At 71.7% G+C, this 19,882-nt stretch carries 14 protein-coding genes; 7 read left to right on the forward strand and 7 right to left on the reverse strand.

The features are described 5' to 3' along the window. Window position 1: 1 nt before the first annotated feature. Complete coding sequence (locus ACFO0C_RS10505) at window positions 2–1,486, reverse strand: glutamate--cysteine ligase (protein ID WP_378066394.1); 1,485 nt, start codon at window positions 1,484–1,486, stop codon at window positions 2–4. A 178-nt stretch (window positions 1,487–1,664) separates the two neighbouring features. Beyond that, entirely contained in the window at window positions 1,665–2,186 is a 522-nt protein-coding gene (locus ACFO0C_RS10510; protein WP_378066395.1) for a hypothetical protein, read from the reverse strand. Window positions 2,187–4,996: 2,810 nt separating this feature from the next. On the opposite strand from ACFO0C_RS10510, the gene ACFO0C_RS10515 reads away from it, so the two are divergent. Together ACFO0C_RS10515 and ACFO0C_RS10520 are read left to right on the forward strand one after the other, a co-directional pair. Further along, window positions 4,997–6,007 (forward strand): hypothetical protein, encoded by a 1,011-nt coding sequence (locus ACFO0C_RS10515; RefSeq protein ID WP_378066396.1) that lies wholly within the window; start codon window positions 4,997–4,999, stop codon window positions 6,005–6,007. Between the two features lie 978 nt (window positions 6,008–6,985). Then, window positions 6,986–8,122, forward strand: coding sequence for a SigB/SigF/SigG family RNA polymerase sigma factor (locus ACFO0C_RS10520; protein WP_378066397.1), 1,137 nt, complete (start codon window positions 6,986–6,988; stop codon window positions 8,120–8,122). 52 nt (window positions 8,123–8,174) lie between these two features. On the opposite strand, the gene ACFO0C_RS10525 is transcribed toward ACFO0C_RS10520, so the two are convergent. The 3 genes from ACFO0C_RS10525 to ACFO0C_RS10535 are packed head-to-tail and all read right to left on the reverse strand — an operon-like array spanning window position 8,175 to window position 11,595. Beyond that, complete coding sequence (locus ACFO0C_RS10525) at window positions 8,175–8,903, reverse strand: ATP-binding protein (RefSeq protein ID WP_378066398.1); 729 nt, start codon at window positions 8,901–8,903, stop codon at window positions 8,175–8,177. A 53-nt stretch (window positions 8,904–8,956) separates the two neighbouring features. Then, on the reverse strand, window positions 8,957–10,795 hold the full coding sequence (locus ACFO0C_RS10530) for a CheR family methyltransferase (protein WP_378066399.1): 1,839 nt from the start codon (window positions 10,793–10,795) through the stop codon (window positions 8,957–8,959). Window positions 10,796–10,848: 53 nt separating this feature from the next. Beyond that, window positions 10,849–11,595 (reverse strand): ATP-binding protein, encoded by a 747-nt coding sequence (locus ACFO0C_RS10535; protein ID WP_378066400.1) that lies wholly within the window; start codon window positions 11,593–11,595, stop codon window positions 10,849–10,851. Between the two features lie 191 nt (window positions 11,596–11,786). Between ACFO0C_RS10535 and secA2 the strand changes: the two genes are divergently transcribed. The 5 genes from secA2 (at window position 11,787) to ACFO0C_RS10560 (ending at window position 16,543) form a co-directional block, all read left to right on the forward strand. Next, entirely contained in the window at window positions 11,787–14,078 is a 2,292-nt protein-coding gene (gene secA2 / locus ACFO0C_RS10540) for an accessory Sec system translocase SecA2 (RefSeq protein WP_378066401.1), read from the forward strand. Between the two features lie 276 nt (window positions 14,079–14,354). Continuing rightward, complete coding sequence (locus ACFO0C_RS10545; protein WP_378066402.1) at window positions 14,355–14,927, forward strand: winged helix-turn-helix domain-containing protein; 573 nt, start codon at window positions 14,355–14,357, stop codon at window positions 14,925–14,927. A gap of 3 nt (window positions 14,928–14,930) precedes the next feature. Next, on the forward strand, window positions 14,931–15,563 hold the full coding sequence (locus ACFO0C_RS10550; RefSeq protein ID WP_378066403.1) for a uridine kinase: 633 nt from the start codon (window positions 14,931–14,933) through the stop codon (window positions 15,561–15,563). Between the two features lie 198 nt (window positions 15,564–15,761). Next, complete coding sequence (locus tag ACFO0C_RS10555) at window positions 15,762–16,184, forward strand: TraR/DksA family transcriptional regulator (protein WP_378066404.1); 423 nt, start codon at window positions 15,762–15,764, stop codon at window positions 16,182–16,184. A gap of 194 nt (window positions 16,185–16,378) precedes the next feature. Continuing rightward, a complete protein-coding gene (locus tag ACFO0C_RS10560; protein ID WP_378066405.1) occupies window positions 16,379–16,543 on the forward strand; it encodes a hypothetical protein in 165 nt (54 codons plus the stop codon). A 26-nt stretch (window positions 16,544–16,569) separates the two neighbouring features. On the opposite strand, the gene ACFO0C_RS10565 is transcribed toward ACFO0C_RS10560, so the two are convergent. Continuing rightward, window positions 16,570–17,286, reverse strand: coding sequence for a hypothetical protein (locus ACFO0C_RS10565; protein WP_378066406.1), 717 nt, complete (start codon window positions 17,284–17,286; stop codon window positions 16,570–16,572). Then, window positions 17,283–19,835, reverse strand: a complete 2,553-nt coding sequence (locus tag ACFO0C_RS10570; RefSeq protein WP_378066482.1) for an FtsK/SpoIIIE domain-containing protein — start codon at window positions 19,833–19,835, stop codon at window positions 17,283–17,285. Before ACFO0C_RS10570 ends, ACFO0C_RS10565 begins: the two co-directional genes overlap by 4 nt. Window positions 19,836–19,882: the final 47 nt, after the last annotated feature.

The raw sequence follows: 19,882 nt of genomic DNA on the forward strand, positions 1-19,882 counted from the left end.
GTCAGACCTTCGGCGCGGCCGGCCACTCGTGCACGGGGATGTTGTCGTGCATCAGCGGCAGGTAGCGGCGCACCATCTCGTGCAGGGCGCGGTCCCGGTCGTACCCCTGGCTCTCCAGGGCGTGCAACGTCTCCACCTGCCACGACGCCCCGTTGCGGTGACGCAGGCACCGTTGCTCGATGATGCCGAGCAGCCGGTCCCGCTGGGCCGGGGCGACACCCCACAGGTCGAGACCGGCCGACGCCTGCGGCAGCAGCCACCGCAGCACCAGCTCGGTGACCGGCAGTGTGCCGTGCCCGGGCCAGAAGACGGTGGCGTCGATGCCGTGCCGGGCACAGTTGTGGAAGTTCTCCTCGGCCGCCTTGAAACTCATCTGCGTCCAGAGTGGCCGCTCCGCCTCGGCGATCGTGCGCGCCAGCCCGTAGTAGAAGGCGGCGTTGGCGATCGTGTCGGCGACCGTCGGCCCGGCCGGCATCACCCGGTTCTCCACCCGCAGGTGCGGCCGCCCGTTGACGACCGCGTAGATGGGCCGGTTCCACCGGTACACCGTGCCGTTGTGCAGGCGCAGCTCGCTCAGCTCCGGGATCTCGCCACGCTCCAGGATCTCGGCCGGATCGTGGATGTCACAGATCGGCAGGAGTGCCGGGAAATACCTGACGTTCTCCTCGAACAGGTCGAAGACACTGGTGATCCAGCGCTCGCCGAACCAGACGCGTGGGCGTACCCCCTGGGCTCTTATCTCCTCCGACCGGGTGTCGGTGGCCTGCTCGAACAGCGGGATCCGGGTCTCCCGCCACAACTCCCGGCCGAAGAGCAGGGGAGAGTTGGCGCCCAGCGCGACCTGGATGCCGGCGACGATCTGCGAGGCGTTCCAGTAGGAGGCGAACTGCGCCGGACTCACCTGCAGATGGAACTGGGTGCTCGTGCACGCCGCCTCCGGCGCGATGGTGTCGGTGGTGACGGCCAGCCGGTCCACCCCGTCGATGCGGATGTCCAGGTCCTCGCCCCGGGCGGCGAAGATCTGCTCGTTGAGCAGCTGGTACCGCGGGTTCACGGTGAGCGCCTCGCCGGTGAGGTGCTCGCGCCGCAGGGTCGGCAGGATGCCGATCGTCACCATGTGCGCGCCGGCCGCCCGGGCACGCCGTTCCGCCTGGTTGAGGCTGGACCGCAGACCGCGCTCCAGTTCGGCGAAGTCGTCGCCGGCCAGCCGCCGGGGCGGCAGGTTGATCTCGATGTTGAACTGTCCCAGCTCCGTCTGGAAATCCGGGTCGGCGATCGCACCGAGCACCTCGGCGTTGCGCATCGCCGGATCGGCGTTGTCGTCGATCAGGTTGAGCTCGATCTCCATGCCGGTCAGTGGACGTTCGAACTCGAATCGTGCCTCACGCAGCATCGTTGCGAACACGTCGAGGCTACGGCGGATCTTCTGCCGGTAGCGGGTCCGGTCCTCGCGGGTGAAATTGGTCTGGTCGACTTTCTCGCCCACCGCGCACCACCTTTCGAGCCGTCAGAGACGCCAGGAGACTGCGCGGCGCCGTAGCCGCCATCCCCCTCCGTCATGATGACCGCTGTCGATGGCAGAGCGCCCGGTGCCGACCGTCCATTCTCGCCAGATGTCCAAACGATCTTTCATGGGCGGTGTTCGTACCCCGCGGGGCCGGGATTCATCCCAGCCAGACGGCCATCACCAGGCCGAAGATCGTCACACCCAGCGCCGCCTGGATCAGCAGGGCCGGGCCCATGTGCGACCACTGGGTCGGGATGCGCGGCGTGAGCGGCTGCATCGTCGTCAGATTGACGACCTGCAGGAGTCGTACCGGCAGGGTCGGATCGGGCTGCGGCTCGGTGCGCACCTGCACCAGGTCACCGCGGTGCAGTGCCGACTGCGGCAGCTGCCCGTGCATCTCGATCTCGTAGGTCTGGCCCAGGTCGTCCCGCAGCCGGACCGGCGTCACCAGGAACTCCGGGCCCTTGCGCAGCTCCTTCAGCGTGCGCCGGGCCGGGCTCATCCGCAGTAACGAGCCGATCATCTGGGCGATGCCGGCGAGCAGGAAGACGGCGAGGGCGACCGGCCGGCCGATGCGCACCTCACGGGTGTAGGACGTCTGGAAGCCGACGAAACGGCCGGTGATGATCGGGCTGACGTGCCGGAGGATCCGCTCGCGATGCAGCTCGGTGTCGTCCATGGGGGGTCACCTCCTGGAAGTGCCTTCATGCTACGGAGCGAACACGGCTCAATACCGTGAGTGAATTTCCTCTCACTCATACCGCCTGTTCCGGCAGCCCGTCCCGATTTCCGCTCACCCGCCCCCGGATCTGCACTGATCTGGGGAAATCCACCCTCCGGGTACCCCCGAAGGGGTGAACTGGAGCGGAGCCGAGACAACCGGCGGGACCAACGTGTCGTCCCGGCAGGTGGACAGGCGGGGATGGGGGAGACAAGGCGATGGCATCGACCTACGTCAAACCGGAGAGCGTGCTGGCCCGTACCGCGACCAAGATGGTCGAGGCACACGGCGGAGGACTCGGCCCGCACGACGGGATCACCGAATGCCCCGCCTGCGGTGAGCCGCTGCCCTGCCGTACCGCCCAGGCCGCCGCCGAGGTCCTCGCCGCCGCCGGCCTCGCCGAAGCCTCCGGCCTCGTCGCCGCGACCCGCCCTGCCTGGTCCGACCCGGGGGCCGGCCTCATGCCACCCGCAACGCCCACACCACCGCCCTGGGTGGTCGAGGAGTCCTCATATGGTGAAACACCTGCTGGTAATGATTCTCCCGGTGCTAACCCGGCTTCGCCTCGCGGCCCCGGTCTCGCTCCGCCTTCCGGTCCGGATCCGGCTTCGCCGTCCGGTCCTGGTCTGGCTCCGTCGTCCGGCGTCGATCCACTCTCGGCTCCCTTCGACACCCTCGATCCGCCTTTCGGTGCGGCTGCCGGCGGATTCGGTGCGGCCGCTGCCGGTCTCGGCGGCGCCACCCCGGGAATCCCGGGCGGGACCGCCGATCCTGCCGCCTCTCCCGCAGCCTTTCCAGCCGCGTTTCCAGCCGAGTTTCCGGCCGGCAGGGACACCGCGCCCGGGTCGATGCCTCCTCCACCGTCCGACGCCTCCGACGACTGGCCGTCCCCGGCGGGCGAGGGCGGCCGAGCCTGGCCACCACCCGAATCGTCCGGCTTGCGTTCCCCCGACGCCGACCCGTCCGCGCCGAGTTGGGCGACCGAGGCGACCGGCGCCTGGCAGGCGAGCGGTTCCGGACCGGCCGAGGGCTCCCGCCCACCGTGGCTGATCGCCGAGGAACCACCGGCGGGCAACGCGGGCCTCTCCGTTCCCGGTGCGAGCCACGCGGCTTCCGGCCTGGCCGGCGGCAACCCACCGGGGGTCCCGGCAGGCCCGTTCGGTCTCGGCGCGCCCGGCTCGGCATCCGCACGCCCATCCGGTACGCCGCAGACGGGCCCCGCCGACACGTCACCCACCGGTGGCCCCGGTCCGGCACCGGGTTTCCCCGGCCCCGCCCAGCCCCGGTCCGGCCTGGCCAGCCGCGCCGGACTGTCCGTCCCCGGCGCTGACGGTTCCCACCCGCCGTTCTCCGGATCAGCCTCGGCCCCGGATGCCACCTCGGAAGCCGCTCCGGCGTTCGGTACGGCCCAGGTCCCGGGCAGTGCTCCGGCACCCGGCGCGGGTTCCTTCCCCGGCTCCGGGCCGTTCCCCGGCGCGGGTTCGCTTCCCGGCTCCGGGCCGTTCCCCGGCGCGGGTTCGCCTGCCGGCGCCACACCGTCAGGTCCTGCCCCGTATCCGGGTGCCGGCGCCCCGTCACCCGGTGGCGCCCCGGGTGCCGGCGCGGTTCCCGAGTCGTTCCCGCCGGCGGGCGGTGAGGCTCCAGGCTTCAGCGGTTTCCCGGGCGGCGACCCCGCGGGTCAGCGGGGCGGTCCCTACCCGGGCGGCCGTTACCCCGGCGGAACCGCCTCGGAGGGATCCACTCCGGCCGACGGCGGGCAGGGCCACGACGCTCCCGGAATCCGGCCCCCGTTCGGCCATGCCGGCATGACGCCCCCCGGAAACCCCGCAGCCGAACCCGGTTTCGGCCCGGCCATGCCGGTTGGGGAGGGCGGACCTGCTGTGGGCGCCTCCGGCCAGAGCTGGACGGGCCAGGACGCTGTGGTCCAGGACAGGTTCCGCACCACTCCGGGCCAGGAGGGCGGTTTCGGGCAGGCACCGCAGGGCTGGGGTGGCGCGGGCCAGGCCGGTCCGGCCGCCGGAGGTTTCCGCCACGAGGCCGCCGGTCAGGGCGGTTCCGGTCCGGGCTCATCCCCGTGGGGAGGCGCCGACCAGGCCGGATCCGCTGAGGGCGGGTACCGTCACAGCGATTTCGGTCCGGGCTCATCGAACGGCCCGGCCGAGTCCGGCTCCGCATACGGCATGCCCGGCGAGGGCGGTTTCGGCCGAGGTCCCGCTGGTCCAGGCGGTGGGGGACCGGGAGTCCCGGGCGCCGGCGGTTTCGGCCAGGCGGTACCGGGCCCCGGTGGTTACGGGCCGGGAACCCAGGGCGGTTTCGGGTCCGGGGCAGCGGGTCAGGAAGCCTACGGCGAGGGCCCGTCAGGTCTCGGCGGTTTCGGTCAAGGAACGTCGGGCCAAGGCCGCTTCGATCCGTCGGCATCAGGTTCCGGTGGCTTCGGCCCGGGCCCTTCAGGCCAAGGCGCATCCGGCGAAGGTGGGCCTGGCCAAGGCGGTTTCGGGCAGGGCGGATTCGGTCAAGGCGATCCTGGACAGGGCGGTTTCGGCCAGGGCGGGGTCGGGCCGGGAGCGCCGAGCGGCCCCTTCCCGGGTGGGGCGGCTCCTGCCGCTGTGCCCGGCATCGACGCCGGAAGCGGCGTGTTCGGAGGCCGGTTCGGTGGAGAGGACGCGCAGGCCCCGAACTCCCCGACGAGCGGCATGCCCGCCGTTCCGGTGACACCCGGCCCCGGGGGGCCGTCGCCCGCCACTCAGGGCACGGGCGGGTTCGGCGCCATGCCGCCCCCGAGCGCCGCGCTCTCCGACGACGTGGACGAACTCATGCGGAGGCCCCCGCTCTACAGCCAGCAGAACAGCCCACTGGACGCACCCCGTTTCACCCGTTCGGCGCGCCCCGCCGGTCGGCCGGCGCCCGGTATGTCACCTGAGCCCGGTATGCCACCGACACCCGGCATGCCACCCACGCCCGATTCGGCACCCGAGCCCGGCGCGGTCGGCATTTCCGCGTTCCCGGCGCCCGGCCAGCCGGACCAGACGGGAACCTTCCCGTCGCCGTCGATGCCGGCCCCATCCGGCAGCGAGTCGTTCCCGCAGCAGTCCTACAACCCGCCGCAGAGCGCACCGTTGCAGGCCCCGGACATGGGTCAGCACGCGGGCGCCATCCCGCAAGCGGAGGCCGCCCCGTCCCAGACCGCTCCGCATTCGCCGCTACAGGCTCCCGACATGGGCCAGCACAACGCCCCGCGCCAGGCTCCGGCCCCAGGCCAGCAGGGCGCCCATGCGCCGCTGCAGGCGCCGGACATGGGTCAGCACAACGCCCCGCGCCCGCTGCAGGCTCCCGACATGGGTCAGCACAACGCCCCGCGCCCGCTGCAGGCTCCCGACATGGGTCAGCACAACGCCCCGCGCCCGCTGCAGGCGCCGGACATGGGTCAGCACAATGCGCCGCGTCCGCTGCAGGCGCCGGACATGGGTCAGCAGAACGGGCCGCGTCCGTTGCAGGCTCCCGACATGGGTCAGCACAACGCCGCTCCGCAGGGCCCGTCCCGCTCGCCGTTGCAGGCCCCAGACATGGGTCAGCACAATGCCCGGCTACCGATGGCCGAGAGCCAGGCCGCGCCGGTTGCCGCCCCCGACGGCGCTCCGGCAGACGACGGAAACGCCCCGTCGGGACTACCCGCCCGCTCCGGGCCGGGCGTGACCCGTCCCGCCCAGCCGGACGTCCCGGAAGCCCTGGACGACCCGTCGAGGGCCCCCAGCGGCCTCCCACGCCGCCCCCATCAGTAGGCCACCCGCCTCACCCAAGATCACAACTCACGATTTCAGTCATCGCGACCAAGGGCAGTCGACCCACCACCCACGCCGACGGTCCACCGTTACGTCGATGGTCCGTTGCTGATCGGCGTTTCGATGCCTGAACGAACTGTTTCGTCCGGAGAGGCGTGGGTGGTTGTTCACGCTCCCATTCTTTGCGCACCGGAGCGGTCGGCCGCGTGACCTTCGTGCCGATTTCTCTCGCACCCTCGGGGATCGGCCGGCAGTGGTGGCACCGATTCGTCCCAGTGCCCACTCGGCGACGACTTCTGAGGTCGAGAATCGACGCCGTCCCCGAACCGGACCCCGACCCCGAACCGTCTTTCCCGGCCTGAAGCCAGGTACGACGGTGAACGCACACAAAGCGCGATCGTGTGCGTGGCCATCGCCATAACGATGGTCACGCACACACAAACCGGATCGTGCGACCTCACCACCGTGATTGCGAAGACGAGCACATCCGTTCATCGATGGTGTGCTCGTGTCCTTGTTCCGCGAGGCAGCCGCTCGCCGGGGCCGGGGCCGGCCGAACGGGAGGACGGCGCCGAGCCGCGCCGGGTGACCGGGAGAGCGACCGAGCGGGTCAGGGCGGCTGAGGTCTGAGCGGCCGAGCGGGTCCGAACGGCCGGGGATGGACGCGGAGCGGACGGCGGGAACGACGGCGTATGCGGCGGGACCGGTGGGTCCGTGTCGCGCGATGGGCTGAAGCCGGCCACCTTTCCGGTAGTTCCGGTCATCCGTAGGGGAAGCTGAGAGGGGCCTCCGACGACCGGGTCGGCCCTGGTCGGATGCGCGGCGACGGCGGGAACGCCCGTCACCGTGACGCCCGGCGGCCGGTGTCGGCGGCGACGGAGGGGTTTGGGGTGAGGGTGAAACGGGCAGTAGCTTCTGATGGTGGGGCGTCGGCCGGATCAGCCGGTAGTGTCCCGGACCGCTTCCGGAAGGGGTGACATGCCCTCGCGAGGTCAGGCCGGCGAAACGGCCGACAGCACACTGGAGGATCTCGACGCGGCCGCGCTGGCCTATGCGGAACGCCGGGAGGGCGCCGCGCCCGCGGAGGCGGAGGCGTCGCGGGAGCGGCTGGTCCATTTCTGTCTGCCGTTCGCCGGGCGGCTCGCCCGCCGTTATCGCGGCCGGGGCGAGTATCTGGAGGATCTCGAGCAGGTCGCCCGTCTGGGACTGGTCAAAGCCGTCGATCGGTACGATCCGGAGCGCGGCTCGTTCACGGCGTACGCGGTGATCACCATCTCCGGCGAGTTGAAGCGCCACTTCCGGGACCGCACCTGGGGCGTGCACGTGCCGCGCCGGGTGCAGGATCTGAGCCTGGAGGTCGGTCACGCCTCGATGCTGCTGACGACGATGCTGGCCCGGACCCCGACGACGGGGGAGCTGGCCGATCGTCTAGGGGTGACCGAGGCGGCCGTGCTGGAGGCGGTGGAGTCGGCCGCGGGTTATTCGCCGGCTTCGCTGAACGCGCCGGTCGCCGACGACGGGGCCACCGAGTTCGGTGATCTGCTGGGTGGTGTCGACGCCGATCTGGAGGCGGTGACCGACAAGCTGACCGTCACGGATCTGCTGTTGCGGATGCCGCCCCGGGAGCGCCGGATGCTGGCGATGCGGTTCTACGGCAACCGGACGCAGGCGGAGATCGCCGACGAGCTGGGCATCTCGCAGATGCATGTGTCGCGCCTGCTGAGCCGGGCACTGACGTGGCTGCGTGAGGCGATGTTCACCGACGACCCGCCGCACTGGGAGGGTGAGACGCGGGGTTCCCGGCCGGGCATGCAGGTGTCGGTGGTGCGTGAGGGCGACACCCTGGTGGTGCGGGTGCGTGGCGAGGTCGACCGGGACACCGCGGAGCGGCTGCGGATCGGTCTGCGGCACGCGATCGGCGGTAAGGGTGTGCCGGCGGTGCAGGTGGATCTGTCGGCTGTCCCGTTGGTGGACGCGGCCGGCGTGGCCGTTCTGCTGGACGCGGTGCGTGCGGCCGCGGCGGCACGGGTCGAGTTCGGCGTGACGGGCGCTCAGCCGTACGTCGCAAGGATCCTGGCAGTGTCGGGCCTGGCCGGCGTGTTGCGCCGGGCCTGACCGCGGGCCGCGACCGCCGGGGGAAGAGGGACCTCAGGGCCGGGAAGAGGCCTCAGACGCGGCGCAATGCGGCCCAGACGACCTTCCCGGTGGTCGACGGCAGATACCCCCAGCTGTACGCGAGTTCGTTCACCAGGAGCAGCCCGCGCCCGCTGGCGGCTTCGAGGGGCATGCCGAGCGCCGGCGCGGGTGGCTGCGGTGACCCGTCGCGGACGGCGATGTTGAGGTAGCGCTCCCGCAGCGACAGGCGCAGGGTCATCATCGTGCGCGCGTGGTCGACGACGTTGGCGACGAGCTCGGTGACGATCAGGCTGGCCGGCGCGATCAGGTCGGACAGCTCCCAGCGCACGCAGACCTCGGTGGCGATGTCGCGGGCGTGCCGGGTGGAGCCGGCGACCGGGAGTAGTTCCTCGCTGATCGACGGCACGGTGCGGCGCTGATCGTGCAGGTGGGTGAGTGCCGCCTCGACGCTGGGGTAGAGCGGCAGCCGGTGGTTGGCCGCGGTGGACAGCAGCCGCCGGGTGCGGGGGCAGGGCGCGCAGAACAGGATCGGTGTACCGGGCCAGCGGGCGGCCTGCCGGAGCACGACCTTGAAGATGGAGAGGGCGAGCGGCTGGTCGACGGTCATCGCGGACAGATCGATGAGAAGCGCATCGGGCTGCTCAGCGAGGCATTTGAGCAGATGCTCGCGGATCGCGCTCCCGTCGGCCAGCCGGAGCCCGCCCGACAACGCGGCGACCAGGCTGGAGCCGTCGCCGTTCACCTCGCACCGGACCGTCATGGCATCGCCCTTCCGACCTGAGGCGGGTTTCCCCGCGGGGGCTGTGGTAAACGTCAGGCCGTCTCCATCACGATGATGGCCCCGTCGCCCCCGCCGGGACCACCGTCACGGCTGCGCAGGGGGGTACATGCCACCCGTACGGTGATGGCCCGGCCCCGGCGGTTGACCGCGTCGAGCTTGACCTCGCCGGACCGGCCGGTGGGACCGAGGGCGCCACGCAGCAGCGGGCGCACCTGGTCGATGGGCAGACCGATGTCGAGGTTGAGGAAGTGCTGGCCGATGACCTCGCCGGACCGCAGCCCCCACAGGTCCTCGGCGTGCCGGTTCCACATGCGGATGCGCAGGTCGGGGTCGACGACGGCGACGCCGGCCTGGAGGCTGGTCAGCACCGTCTCGAGGAAGGCGTTCGCCTCGTCCAGCCGGCTGGTGCTGACCCGCAGCTGGTCGTTGATGCTCTGCAGCTCGTCGTTGGTGGACTGCAGTTCCTCGTTCATCGTCTCCAGTTCCTCGTTGGTGGACTGGAGTTCCTCGTTCGTGGTCTCCAGTTCCTCGACCGTGGACTGGAGTTCCTCGTTGGTCGTCTCCAGTTCCTCGTTGGTCGACTGGAGCTCCTCGTAGGCCGCCTCGAGCTGCTGGTTGGCGTGCTCCAGGTCGTCCTGGAGGCGCCGGGCCGCGGTGACGTCGTGGAAGATCAGGTTGACGCCCAGGAGGCTGCCGTCGGCGCCGCTGAGCGGGCTGATCTGCACCACCAGGTGGGTGACTTCGGTGCTACGGTGGTACTCGACGTCGGTGACCCGCAGGGTGCGGCGCTCCAGCTGGGCCTGCTCGATGTAGCGGCGCAGCTCGACCGGGCGGTAGGACAGGTCGAGGTCGCGGAACGGCCGGCCGATGTCGCGCGAGGACACCCCGAACATCTTCTCCAGATGCCGGTTGGAGAGCGCGACCAGGCCGTCGGAGGTGAGGGCCAGCTGGGCCAGCGGGCTGGACGCGAACGCCTCGTTGCGCAGCTCGTCGAGACCGGTGACACCGCCCGTGCCGGCCGGCGGCGGGTCGGCGAAGACCACACCGGGTGGCGCGTACAGCCGGGGGACGCGCCGGAACACCCGCCGTTTCAGGTCGATCGGTGTGAACAGGCTGCTGTGGCTGAGCAGCATCTCCGCCTTGCCGAGGAACAGCACACCGGTCTCGGCGAGGGCGAAGTGGAACCGGCCGAGGATCTTCGCCTGCGTCTCGGCGTTGAAGTACATCAGCGTGTTGCGGCAGGTCAGCAGGTCTATCCGGGAGATCGGCGCGTCCTGCACCAGGTCGTTGCGGCCGAAGATGACCGAGCGGCGCAGGTCCTTGCGGAACGTGAACCGGCCGTTGACCTGCTCGAAGTAGCGCTCGACCAGCTCCGGTGCCAGGTCCTGGACCTCGCGCTCACCGTACGACGCCTGGCGGGCCTCGTTGAGCTGCTCCTCGTCCACGTCCGTGGCGTAGATCTTGACCCGGTCCTTGAACTGGTCGATGCCGAGCATCTCGGCCAGCACCATGGCCAGCGTGTACGCCTCCTCGCCGGACGCGCACCCGGCCGACCAGATCCGGATCATCGCGTCGGCGGGCTTCGTCGCCATCATCGGCTCCAGCACCTCGGCCCGCAGGTAGTCCCAGGCGTCGGTGTCCCGGAAGAAGGCCGTGACATTGATCAGGATGGTGTTGAAGAGCGCGGTGAACTCGTCCGGATGGACCTGGAGGTAGTCGAGGTAGTCCGGGTAGCCGGCCGCGTCGACCTGGGTCATCCGCCGGTTGACCCGCCGCATGAGGCTGGACCGTTTGTAGCCGGTGAAATCGAAGCCCCGTGACTCCTTGAGGTATACAAGGAGGGCTTCGAAGTGCGGGTCGGTCTCGTGCACGAACCGGAACGCTACCGCACGTCAGCCCGGGACCGTGGCACCGAGACGGGCCGTCAGCTCATGGTGGTGAGCTGACTCCACACCACCTTGCCGTCGGTCACCGGCAGCACCCCCCACGCGTCGGTGAGGTCGTGGACCAGTCGCAACCCGCGGCCACCGGCGTCGGTGACGGCCGGGTCGAGGGTCCGGGGCATCAGGCGGCTCTTGTCGCGGACCGCCATGGTGAGCCGCCCGTCGCGCAGCCCCAGGGTGAACTCCATCGTGGTGTGCGCGTGCCGGACCACGTTCGCCACCAGCTCGGTGGCCACCAGTGTGGCGGTGGCCGCGACGTCGGCGTGCTGCCAGGCCGAGCACGCCTGGGTGACCAGCTGCCGCACCTGGCGGCAGGACTCCGGGACCGGCCGCAGCCGGACCCGCAGCGTGTGGCCGTGACCGTCGGCCTCGACCTCGGCGAGGGCCTCGGCCAGCGCCTTGTCGCAGTCGTCGGCGTAGCGCAGCCCGGCGCAGGCCCGGTCGGCGGCCAGCACGTCCAGCGTGCGCGGGCCGGCGCCGCACACCACGATCGGGACCGCCGGGAACGCCTCCGCCCGGCAGACCTCGGCACCCAGCCCGGTCAGGGCCACCGGGTCGGCGACGGATAATCGGGCGACGTCGAGGAGCAGCATGGCCGGCTGGACGGCGAGGCTGCGGCGCACCGCGGCACCGAGTGCCCCGTCGGTCTGCCGGTCCAGGGTGCCGCTGACCCGCAGGACGGCCACCGGGAGATCCCGCTCCGGCCGGCAGACGAGCTGGCTGGGCATGCGCCTCCCTCCGCTGGTCCGCGCGACGTCCGGCGGACGTCAGGGTCACTGGTGCCCGGCCCCCGGCCGGGGCAAACGTCGCTCCGGCCGATCACGGCGGCGGACCGATCACACACGCTGTCATCACCTTCTGACGGTCCGCCGGGAGTCCGTCGCCTGAGATCGGGCAAAATGCAGTACCGTTGCGCGCCATGGGTGTGTCTCAGCGGCTGAAGAGCCGGTTCCGCAAGTTTCTCCAGCGTCCGGGCACGACGGTGGACCTCGGCCCGTTGTCGAAGCGGCTCGGTGCGATCGAGGCGCGCGAGGAGGCTCTCCAGCAGCTGGAGGACGAGGCCCTGACCGACGCCGCGCGCGAGGCGACCGACTATGTCGAGATCTGCGCCATCGGCCGCGAGGCGGCCCGGAGAGCGATCAACCAGCGGCCGTACGATGTGCAGCTCCTCGGCGCCATGGCCCTGCTCGACAAGCGGGTCGCCGAGATGGCCACCGGTGAGGGCAAGACGCTCACCGCCGCCGTCGCGGCGTACGGGCACACCCGCCTCGGCAACGGCCCGGTGCACGTCCTCACCGTCAACGACTACCTGGCCAAGCGCGACGCCGAGTGGATGGAGCCGATCTACACGCTGGTCGGCCTGACCGTCGCCTCGGTGACCGAGACGATGACGCCGGAGGAGCGCCGCGAGGCCTACGCCGCCGACATCACCTACGTCTCGGTGAGCGAGGCCGGCTTCGACTACCTGCGCGACCAGCTGGTCACCGACGTCGCCGACCGGGTCCAGCGCGACCTGGCCACGTGCATCGTCGACGAGGCCGACTCGATCCTGATCGACGAGGCCCGGGTGCCGATGGTCCTGGCCGGCAGCACCGCGGTCGAGAGCGACCCGGTGCACGAGGCCGCCGAGCTGATGCGCACGCTGCGCAAGGGCAAGGACTACGAGGTGGCCGAGGACGGCCGCTCGGTGGCCTTCACCGAGGACGGTCTGAAGAACGTCGAGGAGCAGCTCGGCGGCATCGACCTCTACGCCGACGACCAGGTCGAGCACCTGTCGGCGGTCAACGTGGCGCTGCACGCGCACGCCCTGCTGCGCCGCGACGTGGACTACATCGTCCGTAACGGCGGTGTCGAGCTGATCGACGAGATGCGGGGCCGGGTCGCCCAGCGCCGCCGCTGGCCGGACGGTCTGCAGGCGGCCGTGGAGGCCAAGGAGGGCCTGTCGGCCACCGCCGAGGGCGAGGTGCTGGACACCATCACGGTGCAGGCGTTCATCGCGCTCTACAAGACGGTCTGCGGCATGACGGCGACCGCGGTGCACGTCGGCGAGCAGCTCCGGGAGTACTTCAAGCTCGAGGTCGCGGTCATCCCGTCGAACACGCCGAACATCCGTGAGGACGACGTCGACCGGATCTACTCGGCGCACGACATGCGCGACGAGGCGCTGGTCGAGGAGATCAAGATCGCCCACGAGTCGGGCCGGCCGGTGCTGATCGGCACCCTGGACGTGAAGGCGTCCGAGCGCCTGGCCCAGCAGCTCGCCGACGCGGGTGTGCCGTCCAACGTGCTGAACGCGAAGAACGACGCCGAGGAGGCCTCGATCATCGCGGAGGCGGGCGCGCTCGGCGCGGTCACCGTCTCCACCCAGATGGCCGGCCGTGGTGTCGACATCCGCCTCGGTGGCAGCGACGAGAAGGACCGCGACGCCGTGGTCGAGCTCGGTGGCCTCTACGTGATCGGCTCCGGCCGGCACGACAGCCGCCGCGTCGACGACCAGCTGCGTGGCCGTGCCGGCCGGCAGGGCGACCCGGGCCGCTCGGTGTTCTTCGTCAGCCTCGAGGACGAGCTGGTCCACCGGCACGCCGGCGACATCATCCCGGCCTCGCCGCGGATGGACATCGACGGTGTCGTGCACGACCCCCAGGTGGAGTACGCGGTGGAGCACGCCCAGCGCGTCGCCGAGGGCGTCAACCACGAGATCCACAAGAACACCTGGCGGTACAGCGTGGTGACCGAGCAGCAGCGGCTGCTGCTGGCCGAGCGCCGGGAGCGGCTGCTGACCTCCGAGGTCGCGGCGATCATGCTGCTGGAGAAGTCCGAGGAGAAGGCGAAGGAGACCGACGAGGACGTGCTGTCCGACGCGGCCCGCGCGATCGCCCTCTACCACCTGGACCGGCTGTGGGCCGAGCACCTGGCCTACCTGTCGGAGGTCCGGGAGGGCGTGCACCTGCGTGCCCTGGGCAAGCTGGACCCGCTGGACGAGTTCCACCGGTCGGCCGTCCCGGCCTTCCAGGAGCTGCTCACCCAGGTCGAGGCCAAGACGATCGCGACCTTCGAGGAGGTCGACCTCACCGACGGCTGGGAGCCGGAGCGTGCCGAGATCGTCCGGCCCAGCGCCACCTGGACCTACCTGGTGCACGACAATCCGTTCGGTTCCGAGCTGGACCGCCTCATCGCGGCCGTCGGCCGTCGCCTCACGTCGGGCGGCTGAACTCACACCTGAAATTCGTTCCCACCGGGGGTGTCGCCTTGACGGCGGCACCCCCGGTTGTCGTCTCCGGCCCATGACGTTCGGCAATGCTTAATGAGGCTGACAGAAAGCGTTCCCGGAATGAATTAGAGGTGCGCTCGACAATATGGAACGTGTTTCCCACACTGTGGTTGGCGACTTGACCCGCTCACCCGCGGGCCGGAAATATCGTTCGGGCCTTTACGTAGAGTGAATAATCGTATTCGCTTGATGCAGCAAATTCTGGGGGATGAATCAATGCCGGTCAGCGCATTGTCGCCGCGTGCCGATCGTCGATCCGCCGGGCCCGGCCGGAGTTCCGGCCGCCGGGCCGCCGAGCCCGCGCTGACCGTGACGCTCGCCATCCCGCTCACCGGGGACGTGGTGTCGCCACAGGCGCACCGCCTGCTCGCCGCGGTCCGGGAGCTGGTCGAGCTGAGCCGGGGGACGGTCACGGTCGAGCAGGCCCCGGCCGCCGAGCCGGAGCCGGAGGCGGCCGCGGAGGCCGCCGAGAGGGTCCTGGACGGTCCGGAGGTGCGTCTGCTCACCTCGTCCCGCCAGGCGCTGCTGGACGGCGAGGCGCTGCCGCTGACGCGCCTGGAGTTCGACCTCCTGCAGTACCTCGCCGAGCGCCCGCGCCGGGTCTTCACCCGGGGCCAGCTCCTGGCGGCCGTGTGGGGCTACGAGCGGGCCGGGGAGCGCACCGTGGACGTCCACGTCCGCCGTCTGCGGCTCAAGCTCGGCGGGCACCTGCCGCTCATCACCACCGTCTACGGGGTGGGCTACCGGCTGGCCGACGACGCCCGGATCAGTCTCCTGCCGCACGATTGATCCATGCGGGTTCGACCGGTCTCCTTTCCTCTTCTCGTCGACGACCTCGCCGACCGGCTGGCGAGTCGGGAATCCGACAGCCGGCTGCGGGTGGCCGTGGACGGCGCCGACGCGGCCGATCCGGGCCGCCTGGCGGATGCCCTCGTCGACCCGCTGCGGGTCCGTGGCCGCCCCGCGATACGTGTCGACACCAGCGATTTCCTTCGCCCGGCGTCGCTGCGACTCGAGTTCGGGCGGACCAATCCGGACTCTTTCTACACCGGTTGGTTCGACGAGGCCGGGCTGATCCGTGAGGTTCTGTCCCCGGCGGGTCCGGATGGCTCGGGGCGCATCCTCCAGCGGCTCTGGGACGCCTCCGTCGACCGGGCCGCGCGGGCGCCGTACAGTGAGTTGCCGCCCGGCGCGATCGTGCTGGTCAGTGGCCCTCTGCTGCTCGGTTCCGGGCTGCCGTTCGACTTTTCCGTCCACCTTGAGCTGACTCCGGCCGCTCTCGCCCGCCGGACGCCGGTGGATCTCGCCTGGACCCTGCCGGCCTACCGGCGCTATGCCGGCGAGGTCGCTCCCGAAACCCTTGCTGACGTGGTCGTTCGTCTCGATGACCCACGCCGTCCGGCGCTCGTCGTGACCGGTCCGTGACGCTCGGCACAAGACCCGCGTGCCGAGTCCGTGGCGGATTCGAACACCGACAGTTATGCTCCGGTTACTTTTTTGCGGGGGTCCCGTTTGGGATCTCCGGCGGTGGGTATCGTCCGGCTCCACATGCCGAGCCGGCCGGGACGAGGGTGACCCGGCGATGGCCACCGGTCGGGGCAGAGTGAAGGGCAGGGGGACTGCATGCTCGTCAACGGAGCGGTTGTTGCGGGTAAGGGCGCGAGCACGGCCAAGGGGCGCTCGGCCGAGGAGTTCGACCAGATCCGGGTGATCCTCCAGGGCCGGTTCGAGGAGCTCGACCGTGAGTACGAGGAGGCCGTCGCCCAGAACACGCGGTTGAGGCTGGTCGAGATCGGCGACGCCGCCGGTGACGACCAGGCCGACAGCGGGTCGAAGACGGCCGAGCGCGATGCCGCGAGCTCGCTGCTGAGAACGTTGCTGGACCGGCGCACGCAGGCGGAGCATGCGATCCAGCGCCTCGACGAGGGCACCTACGGCAACTGCGAGGGCTGTTCCAACCCGATCCCGGTGGAGCGGCTCGAGGTGTTCCCGTCAGCGACCACGTGCGTCAACTGCAAGCAGGTGCGCGAGCGCCGGGCCAGCTGACGGGCGTCCGGGCCCGCCTCGCCGGACGGGCCCGGTAATCGCTATTCCGGCGCGAGTCGGAGACGCGCGCCACATTCATTACTGAACAATTGTTTATCCATCGGCGGCCGGCGACAGCACGCGGAGAATTCGGCGGGGGTGGCGAATCCGGGATCCCGGGTATTCCCCGGCCGTCGCAGGGTAAAACCGGTTCCATGACCGATGCAGCGGACGACGACCGCGAATCCGAGATCGCCGAGGCGGCCACCGGCGGCGACTACGAGTACGACGAGGCCCATGGCGGCGGCGACACCGGCCCCGGCGTCCCCGCCGCCCTGGAGGAGGAGGCCCGGCGTCTGCGGGACCTCAGTTCCCACTGAAGCCCCCACTGATCAACGGCCACCGGTCAGGTGGGCTGGGCCACCAGCACCGCGGTGAAGAGCAGCCCCGCCGTGACCAGTCCGGTGGCCAGCACCGTGACGACCGCCGAGGTGTCCAGCGGGGCGTCCCGGCGGTCGGCGATCAGTTTCGCCGTCACCACCGCCAGCACCGGGAAGAGCAGCATCACCAGCAGCGCCACCACTGGCGCCGCCTGCTGCCAGTCCCCGCCGGCGGCCGCGCCGGTCCGCCGGACCATCAGATTGCCGATCACGCCGAGCAGCCCGCCGGCCAGCCCCAGCATGCCGAAGAGGATCTTCGTGCCGAGGGTGATCGGCCGGGCCGGCGGGGTGTACCGCACCCGGTTCTCCACCTCGTTCAGATAGTCGGCGGCATCTCGGTCGGCGTTCTCGTCGCCGCGCTGCCGGGGGATGCTCGCCGGCGGCAGGGTGCGGCCGAACCGTTCGGCCGCCGGGCCGACCCGGTGCACGAAGTCCGACCACAGACCAGCCGCCCGCGCGTCGACCTCCTCCAGGCCGCGCTGGGCGGCGCGGACCGACCGCTGGGCCGACTCCAGCCGGCCGGCGGCCTCCTGGACGGCGACGTCGGCGGCGGCCACCCGGTCGGCATACCAGCGGCGCGCCTCCGTACGCAGGCCGGTCGCCTTCTCGTCCAGGCTGGTCAGCCGCCGGAGGACGGTACGGTAGTCGGCGCGCTCGAAGTCGGCCGGTTGCAGTTCGCTCATGCTGTTCCGTAGGGGATGATCACCTCGGCGCCGCGGTGCACCGAGCGGTCGAAATGCAGGGCACGCCACGGCCGTGGGTACCAGTTCGGCGCACCCTGGCCGGGGTAGTAGGGCGAGAGTTCGCTGCCGTGCACGTCCAGCGCCACCCACGCCCCGATCGGATCGGTCCGCGCCGCGTGCCCGCCGAGCGTGTCGCGCAGCAGTCCGGCACCGCGCCACCAGCCCAGCACGTGCAGCCGCCGCTCCGGCCCCTGCCGTAGCACGGTCCGCAACTGGTCGGCCGCCTCCTTGCCACCGGGCAGCGCGTCCGCCGCGTAGATCATGATGAAGTGCGGCCGGTCGGCCGGCCACGACGCCGTGGCCTCCGCCGCGGCGTCCTCCAGCAGCCAGTACACGTCGTCCGGCAGGTAGAAGCCGGACCCCGGGATCCGGGCGTGCAGGGCCTCCGCCGCCGCCCGGGCGTCGGTGTCCAGGCAGACCACCGAGAACCGGGCGCCCGCCGGGGTGAACTGCGCGGCCAGCGAGCGGCCCGCCGTCGCCAGGATCGCGCACGCCTCGTCGGTCCGGGTGCCCAGCACCGCGAGGTTGCGCCCGGGCGCCCGCCGCAGCACGGTCAGCGCCGACCGCGCCGCCACGTCGATCGTCTGCCCCAGCAGCATCACCGGTGCCGTCGTCGAGTCACCGACCCGCAGGTCCCGGTAGTCGGGGCTGTCCGCGAGCCGGGGCACCACGTCACCGTCGAACAGCCGCGGCGGACCCAGCTCCGGCGGGCGCCGCCGCCACAACCGGTGCTGCAGCGAACTCCACTGCTCCCGGTCACCGGCGGCCGGCACCCGGACGATCCGGTTCGCCTCCGGCGCGCCCGAGTCGGCGTTGACGACCGCGTGATAGCGGGGCAGCGAGTCGGCGGCCGGGTTCGTCTCGGCCAGCACCCGGCGGGCCCGGGGCAGCGCGATCCGCAGACTGAACTGGGCGACCAGCGCGGGCCGGCCCCACAGCGCCTCGATGCCGGACACGTCCTGGCTGGCCAGCACCAGGTGGATGCCCTGCGACCGGCCGCGGCGGGCCAGGTCCTCCAGCAGGTCCACGGCCTCGGTGGTGACCGCGTCCCGACCGGCCAGCAGCACCTGGAACTCGTCGACCACCGCCACGATCCGCGGCCAGGCCCCCTCCGGGTCCTCGGCGCGCAGCTCGGCCAGGTTCGTCACCTCGTGCTGTTTCGCGGCGTCGGCCCGGCGCTTCAGCTCGGCGCTCAGGAACCGCAGCAGCGCCAACCCGAACTCACGGTCCGTGTTCACGTTGACACCGACCAGCCGGACGTGCGGCAGCCAGCTCGGGTCCCGCCGGCCCGGCGCGAACCGGGCGAACGACACCCCCTCCTTGAAGTCGAGCAGGTAGAAAGCCAACTCGTCGGGGGAGTAGCGGGCGGAAAGCGCTCCCATCCAGGCGTAGATGAAGTTCGTCTTGCCGGTCCCGGACGGCCCCGCGATCAACGCATGGGGTGGATAGTCACTCAACGTCACCTGCACGCGCGGGCCCTGCGGGCTGTCGCCGAGCGGCGCGGTCAACCCGGCCGCGGAACTCTCCCGCCACTCGGCCCCCGCCTCCGGCAGGAGGCTGTCCAGCGCCACCGGCGCCGGCCCGGCGGCCACCGCCTCGGCGATCTGCCGGCACGTCGCGGTCATCAGCAGAGACGTCGGAGCGGGATCCAGCCGTACGGGCAGAGCACCCGCACTCTCGATGCGGGCGTCCTCACCCGGTGCCGCCACGACGAACTCGATCCCCGGCCCCGGCTCCACCGGCTGCCCCCGGATCACCAGGTGCACCCCGCACGCCGCACCGGTCCGCAGCAGCCGGTCCAGCTGGCCGCGCTGATGACGGGACAGCTCCCCGCCCCCGAGCAGCACCGCCACCCGCCACGGCTCCGGCCGCCGTTTCGTCGCCGCGTGCAGCTCCCGCACCGAGGTGAACTCGCCGGCCAGCACCGTCTCGTTGATCCGCCGCACGTGCCCGACCAGCTCGTCGAGCAGCTTGTCCAGATCGCCCGGCCCGACGAAGGTGAGCACTCCCGCCGTCGCCAGCGGCGCGAACCCGGCCAGGCCGCCACCGAGGTTCTCCGGGTCGTACCCGATGATCTGCACCTGTCCGGGCACACTCGTGCCGAGCGCCCGCAGCAGCAGCCCGGCCACGACGTCGTCACCGGCCCGCCGGTCGCCCTCGACCACGATGTGCCCGTGGTCGAGCAACCGCACCAGGGCCGGCACCTCGGGCGTCGCCTCGTCGACGACCGGCCCGGCCGCCCGGCCGGCCGCGCCCGCGCTCTCCGGCGGCTCACTGTCCGGCCCGGCCCACGCCTCGGTCACCTCACCGGGCGCCCCGGCCCAGGCGCCACCGCCCCAGCTGTCCCGCCCGCCCGCGGCCCGGCCGCCGCCCCGCTCACCGGAACCCCGGCCGCTGTCGTCACGGCCGCTGTTGTCGCGGCCACCGCTGTCGCGGTCGGCGGGCCGCTCGGCGCGTGCCGGAGCCGGCAGCGGCGCCTCGGGCAGCATGAGCCGGCCGACTCGCAGCTCGGCGGCCCGCTCCAGGGGTGTCGGCT

The sequence above is a fragment of the Actinoplanes subglobosus genome (assembly GCF_042650585.1).
Classification (GTDB): Bacteria; Actinomycetota; Actinomycetes; order Mycobacteriales; family Micromonosporaceae; genus Actinoplanes; species Actinoplanes subglobosus.

Bases quoted from the DNA above. Each gene is read 5' to 3' on its own strand.
- ACFO0C_RS10510 (WP_378066395.1), bottom strand. From the start codon at position 2,186: ATGGACGACACCGAGCTGCATCGCGAGCGGATCCTCCGGCACGTCAGC.
- ACFO0C_RS10515 (WP_378066396.1), top strand. From the start codon at position 4,997: ATGCCGCCCCCGAGCGCCGCGCTCTCCGACGACGTGGACGAACTCATG.
- ACFO0C_RS10520 (WP_378066397.1), top strand. From the start codon at position 6,986: ATGCCCTCGCGAGGTCAGGCCGGCGAAACGGCCGACAGCACACTGGAG.
- ACFO0C_RS10525 (WP_378066398.1), bottom strand. From the start codon at position 8,903: ATGACGGTCCGGTGCGAGGTGAACGGCGACGGCTCCAGCCTGGTCGCC.
- ACFO0C_RS10535 (WP_378066400.1), bottom strand. From the start codon at position 11,595: ATGCCCAGCCAGCTCGTCTGCCGGCCGGAGCGGGATCTCCCGGTGGCC.
- secA2 (WP_378066401.1), top strand. From the start codon at position 11,787: ATGGGTGTGTCTCAGCGGCTGAAGAGCCGGTTCCGCAAGTTTCTCCAG.
- ACFO0C_RS10545 (WP_378066402.1), top strand. From the start codon at position 14,355: ATGCCGGTCAGCGCATTGTCGCCGCGTGCCGATCGTCGATCCGCCGGG.
- ACFO0C_RS10550 (WP_378066403.1), top strand. From the start codon at position 14,931: ATGCGGGTTCGACCGGTCTCCTTTCCTCTTCTCGTCGACGACCTCGCC.
- ACFO0C_RS10555 (WP_378066404.1), top strand. From the start codon at position 15,762: ATGCTCGTCAACGGAGCGGTTGTTGCGGGTAAGGGCGCGAGCACGGCC.
- ACFO0C_RS10560 (WP_378066405.1), top strand. From the start codon at position 16,379: ATGACCGATGCAGCGGACGACGACCGCGAATCCGAGATCGCCGAGGCG.
- ACFO0C_RS10565 (WP_378066406.1), bottom strand. From the start codon at position 17,286: ATGAGCGAACTGCAACCGGCCGACTTCGAGCGCGCCGACTACCGTACC.
- ACFO0C_RS10570 (WP_378066482.1), bottom strand. From the start codon at position 19,835: ATGCTGCCCGAGGCGCCGCTGCCGGCTCCGGCACGCGCCGAGCGGCCC.